Below are 4,844 nucleotides of genomic sequence, written 5' to 3'. Positions count from 1 at the left end.
CCCAGCGCCGGCGGCTGCGGGTCGAGCGGCGGCAGGCGCCAGATCGCCTGCTGCTGCGGCAAGGACGCCGTGCGGGCCAGATAGGCGCCGGTGGCCGAGGGCCAGTCCAGCGACCGCAGCGCGGCCTCGGCCGCCGCCAGCAGATGCGGCACGGCTTCGTGGTCGCCCAGCGCCGTCGCCGCCTCCCACACTTGGCGCAGCAGCAGCGCCAGCCGGTGCACCGCCCCGTCGACCCAGACCAGCCGGGCCTCGGCCAGGCGCGGATGATGCACCGGCTGGCCGAAGGGCAGGCGCGGCACGCTCTCGGTCTCGATCCGCAGCCGGCGGGCCCGCAGCGGGAATTCGCGATGATTCGGGTCGAGGCCGAAGCGGGTCGTCCCGGCGCCGTCCTCCTGCAGCGTCAGCAGGCTCTCGCCGCCGACATCGAGCCGCAGCCGCACCTCGTCCAGCGGCCAGGCGGCCGGCACCTCGGCCTCGGCGGTGAAGGCCAGCACGCCCTCGGTGTGCGGCCAGGGGTCGCCGAGCGACAGCGGCCGGCCGTCGCAGCGCCAGTCCCCGATCGGCTCGCTGGCTCGCTCGCGCCAGCACAGGATTTCGGCGATGCGGGCGTCCAGCCGTTGCAGGCGCTGGGCGATGGACAGGCTCATTTCATCTCTCCGACGGGCAAGGTCGGGGCGGGCACGCCGTCCGCGGAACCTGGGGAGACACGATTCGCTCCGCCCCTAGTTACCGCATTCCGTCGCTGCAGGCACGGGGCGCCGCCGCTTTCGGCCGCGACCGAAGCCTCGCCGCAAGGCTCCGGTTCGCTTGGATTTTGCAGATTTTAACGCTCATCTTAGCGAATGTTTTGCGATGCAAAAAAGATTTCCTATTGCTCGGAGACTGGTGATAGCTTACCCGGACTTGGTTTCGGGTTCATGCACAGGCGGTCGTCGTAAAACCGTCATGCCGTCGGACAAGGATCTCCGGATCCGGCACCGGCAGACCAGAGGGAGCAGCGTCCCGAAAGACTTCGCGGGGACGCCGCGCCCTCTTGACGACCGTGCCGCCAGGATCGGGCGGCCTGACGACAGCTTGCAAAGGAGCAGGACGTATGGCTCAAGACCAGATCCTGTTCGACGTGACCCGGCTGGTGCGCCGATCCGGCAGCGCAACCCCGACGGGCGTCGATCGCGTGGAGCTGACCTACGGCCGGCACATGCTGGAGCGCTATCCGAACGAGGTGCAGTTCATCGCCCGCTGGCGCTCGCGCTACTGGCAGCTGTCCACCCCGGCCTTCGCCCAGTTCGTCGCCAACCGGTGGGAGCGCTGGAGCTTCGGCGCCCATCGCATCCGGACCAAGGATGTGGAGCGGATCGCCCGCTTCATCGGCGTGCCGGCGGAGCAGTTCAACGGCAGCGGCCGGAATTCGGTGTCGCCGCCGGTGCCCCCGGCCCGCCCCTCCCCGCCGCTGCTGCAGCTCGGCATGGACGCGCTGCTGGGCGCCCGCGGGCTGCTGTCGCGCATGATCAGCATCAGCGCCCGGCGGCAGCAGGCGATCTACGTCAACGTCTCGCATGAGGGGCTGCACCAGCCGGCGACGCTGCAGCGCCTGGTGTCGCGCCGCAAGCTGGCGCCGATCTACCTGGTGCACGACCTGATCCCGATCGACCACCCGGAATATGTCCGCCCGGGCTATGCCGCACGGCACGTCGCCCGGATCGAGGCGATCTCGACCACCGCCGCCGCCACCATCGTCAACTCGCAGCAGACCAAGCGCGACCTGATGAAGCATGTCCAGCGCCATCACGGCGGGATGGACGATGTCTTCGTCGCGCCGCTGGGGGTCGACCGCCGCTTCGCGCCGCAGAAGGTCAACGACCTGGAGAGCGAGCCCTACTTCCTGATCATCGGCACGATCGAGCCGCGCAAGAACCACCTGTTCATGCTGCAGATCTGGCGCGCCCTGGTGCAGAAGCTGGGCAAGGCCGCGCCGAAGCTGGTGATCGTGGGCCGCCGCGGCTGGGAGAACGAGAACGTCATCGACATGATCGAGCGCTGCGAGCAGATCTCGGACCATGTCATCGAGCTGGGCCGGGTGCCCGATGCGGTGCTGCACCGCCTGCTGATCGGCGCCCGCGCCGTGCTGTTCCCGTCCTTCGCCGAGGGCTACGGCCTGCCGCTGGTCGAAGGCCTGTCCTGCTCGGTGCCGGTGATCTGCTCCGACCTGCCGGTGTTCCATGAGCTGGGCAGCGGCATCCCGGAATATCTCGACCCGCTGGACGGCCCCGGCTGGATGGACATGATCATGAACTACGCCCAGCCGAACTCGCCGCGCCGCCAGGCGCAGATGGCGCGGCTGGCGCGGTTCAAGGCGCCGACCTGGGACCGGCATTTCAACATCTTCGACGACGTCGTCGCCGATGTGCGGCGGAAATACTCGATCTGCTGAGAGACAGACGAACCGGGGAAAGGATCGTCATCCCGTGCGCGCTGCGATGCGCGGCATCGCGGCGCAGACACGGGACTCAGCGCATTCTCGAAGAGATCCCGGTTCTGCGTCGCATCACTCCATGCGGCGCCGCGCCCGGGGTGACGAGGCGGTAGGGGCGCGAGGCGATCACGCGCCCCGGAACAGGGCGGCGACGATCGCCTCGGGCGCGTCCTCCTGCACCAGATGGCCGGCATCCGGCACGCGGGTCAGTGCACCGCCGGCGAGCCTCGCCGCCAGGCGCTCGCCCTGGGCGATCGGGATCCACCGGTCCTGCTCGCCCCACAGGATCTCGACCGGCCAGGGCATCGGGCCGTAGGAGGGCTCGACCTCCTCCAGATAGCGGTCATGCATCTGCGCGATCTGGCGGTAGAAGGCGGGACGTCCGGCCTCCCCCTGCCAGGGCCGCATGTAGATCCCCATCGCCTCCTCGGTCAGCGGGTTGCGCGCCGCGCCCTGGATATAGACCCGCAGCAGCGCGTCATGGGCATAGTCCGGCAGCCCGGCGAAGGCGGCCTCATGCGCCGCCACGTGGAGGAAGAAGGGTGACCCGGAAGGCGGCAGCGCCACCGGGTCGATCAGGGTCAGGCGCCGGTAGCGACAGCCGTCGAGATAGTGGGCCCGCAGCACCGCCATGCCGCCGAAATCATGAGCCAGCACCTCCGGCTCATCCAGCCCCCATTCGCGCAGCAGGGCGGCGAACAGCGCGTTCTGGACGGAAGGCGACACGTCCTGGCCGTCGCGCCGCTCCGACTCGCCATAGCCGAGCAGGTCGTAGACATGCACCCGCCACCGGGTCGCGGCCAGCGGCGCGATCCGGCGCCAGACCTGGGACGAGAATGGCGTGCCGTGCACCATCACCAGCGGCGGCCCGTCGCCGAGCACGCCCCAAGCCACGCTCTGGCCGCGGAAGGTGAAACGCCGGTCGAGGGTCAGCATGGGTCGTCTCCGGAAAGCCGCTGCTCCTGTCTATGATGGCCGGCCGCCGTGGCTGGTTCCCGACACCTCGCGGCCGGACCGAATCTGGCGTCGCGGTCGCCGGCCAGCCAGGAGCGGATGAAGCGGTTGATCCGCTCCGGCCGCCACTGCACCGGGCCGACGGCCCCGCCCTGAGGCCGCGGCGCGGCGCGGCCGCAGTCCAGGATCATGAAATCGGTGCGACGCTCGCGCTCCGGATCCACCTCCTGCAGCACCGGCGCGTGGTCGCCGTAGAAGGCCAGCAGCGCCCGCTCCGCCGCAGCGTCGAGATGGGCCGTGAGCCGGGCCAGCATCGCATCGGCGTGGCCGATATGGTGCAGATACTGCTGCAGCGGCGCGTCCTTGCCCGGCACCCGGCCGGGGCGAAAGGGATCATGCGCCTCCATGGTCACGCAGACCAGGAACAGCCGCACTCCGTCCACCCGCGCCCGCCGCAACTCGTCCTCGATCACCCCGGCGACGGCGGCGTCGGAGATGTAGTAGCCGCTGCGCCCGGCCTCCGGCAGGTCGCGCTGGCCGATGAAGCGCTCGAAGCCGAGCGCAGGGATCGCCTCGCGCCGGCGGAAGAAGGTCTCGTCATAGGGGTGCAGGAAGATGGTGCGCCAGCCCTGGCCGCGCAGCGCCGCCGCCAGCGAGGCCAGGGCGAAGCGCTGTGGCCGCAGATAGGGGTGGAGCCCGTCGAAGGACTGCTCGGCGGCGCCGAGGCCGGTGATCGCCGAGACCTCCGGCCGTAGTGTGTAGGCGCCGAAGCACGGCACCTCGAGCAGCCCGTGCGCCAGGGCCCGCGGCCTGAGGCGGTCGAACTCCGGCAGCGCCGTCGCGATGCCGATCCGGCGCAGATCCATGAAGGATTCCGACTGCACCACGATCACGGCGTCGGCCGCAGCATCGGGCGCAGGCGGCGGCATCTCCGGCAGCGGCCGGCGGCCCTCGCCCCGCCAGCGCAACCAGGCGGTCGGCAGCGACAGGGCCAGGCCGAAGCGCCGGATCGTGCCGCGCGGATCCACCGGGTCGGCGAAGGTCAGCCCCCGTGGCCAGGGGACGGCGAAGGCCGCGAGGCCCAGCAGCGCCGCCTCGCCGGCCAGCAGGGCGAGCTGCGCCGGGACCGGGATGCTGCGCGGCTCCAGCCCCACCCCAGGCGGCGATCACCGCGACCAGCAGCGCCGTGATGCCGATCAGGGCCAGCCCCTCGCGCCGCTCGATATAGAACAAGGCGGGGTGCCGCAGCATCGGCAGGATGAAGGCGAAGTCGGAGAACACCAGCGGCTCGTACAGGCTGCGGTGCTTGGCGTTGGAGATCGCCACCAGGATGGCCAGCGTGATCAGGCTGGCGGCCAGCGCGAACCAGAAGCGGCCGAACAGGCCCAGCCAGGCGCCCAGCATCAGCAGGAAGACG

5 protein-coding genes are annotated in these 4,844 nt (G+C 70.7%); 2 read left to right on the top strand and 3 right to left on the bottom strand.

Annotation, left to right across the window (positions count from 1 at the left end; translation table 11 throughout):
- The coding region (locus P409_RS26775) for a hypothetical protein (RefSeq protein WP_034845598.1) at positions 1–647 on the bottom strand (647 nt) is incomplete at its 3' end.
- A gap of 446 nt (positions 648–1,093) precedes the next feature.
- Here P409_RS26775 and P409_RS26770 point away from each other — a divergent pair.
- Complete coding sequence (locus tag P409_RS26770; RefSeq protein WP_052121440.1) at positions 1,094–2,431, top strand: glycosyltransferase family 4 protein; 1,338 nt, start codon at positions 1,094–1,096, stop codon at positions 2,429–2,431.
- Between the two features lie 168 nt (positions 2,432–2,599).
- On the opposite strand, the gene P409_RS26765 is transcribed toward P409_RS26770, so the two are convergent.
- Together P409_RS26765 and P409_RS26760 are read right to left on the bottom strand one after the other, a co-directional pair.
- On the bottom strand, positions 2,600–3,409 hold the full coding sequence (locus P409_RS26765) for an alpha/beta fold hydrolase (RefSeq protein WP_034845596.1): 810 nt from the start codon (positions 3,407–3,409) through the stop codon (positions 2,600–2,602).
- Positions 3,403–4,581: an LTA synthase family protein gene (locus P409_RS26760; protein WP_034845594.1), complete on the bottom strand. Its 1,179-nt coding sequence runs from the start codon at positions 4,579–4,581 to the stop codon at positions 3,403–3,405. The genes P409_RS26765 and P409_RS26760 overlap by 7 nt, the downstream gene beginning before the upstream one ends.
- Here P409_RS26760 and P409_RS38300 point away from each other — a divergent pair.
- The coding region (locus tag P409_RS38300) for a hypothetical protein (RefSeq protein WP_152613556.1) at positions 4,559–4,844 on the top strand (286 nt) is incomplete at its 3' end. The genes P409_RS26760 and P409_RS38300 overlap by 23 nt on opposite strands.

This window comes from Inquilinus limosus MP06 (genome assembly GCF_000767795.1).
GTDB classification, from domain to species: domain Bacteria; phylum Pseudomonadota; class Alphaproteobacteria; order DSM-16000; family Inquilinaceae; genus Inquilinus; species Inquilinus limosus_E.
The sequence above is the reverse complement of the archived record's forward strand: the minus strand, read 5'-3'. Positions and strand labels throughout refer to the sequence as shown.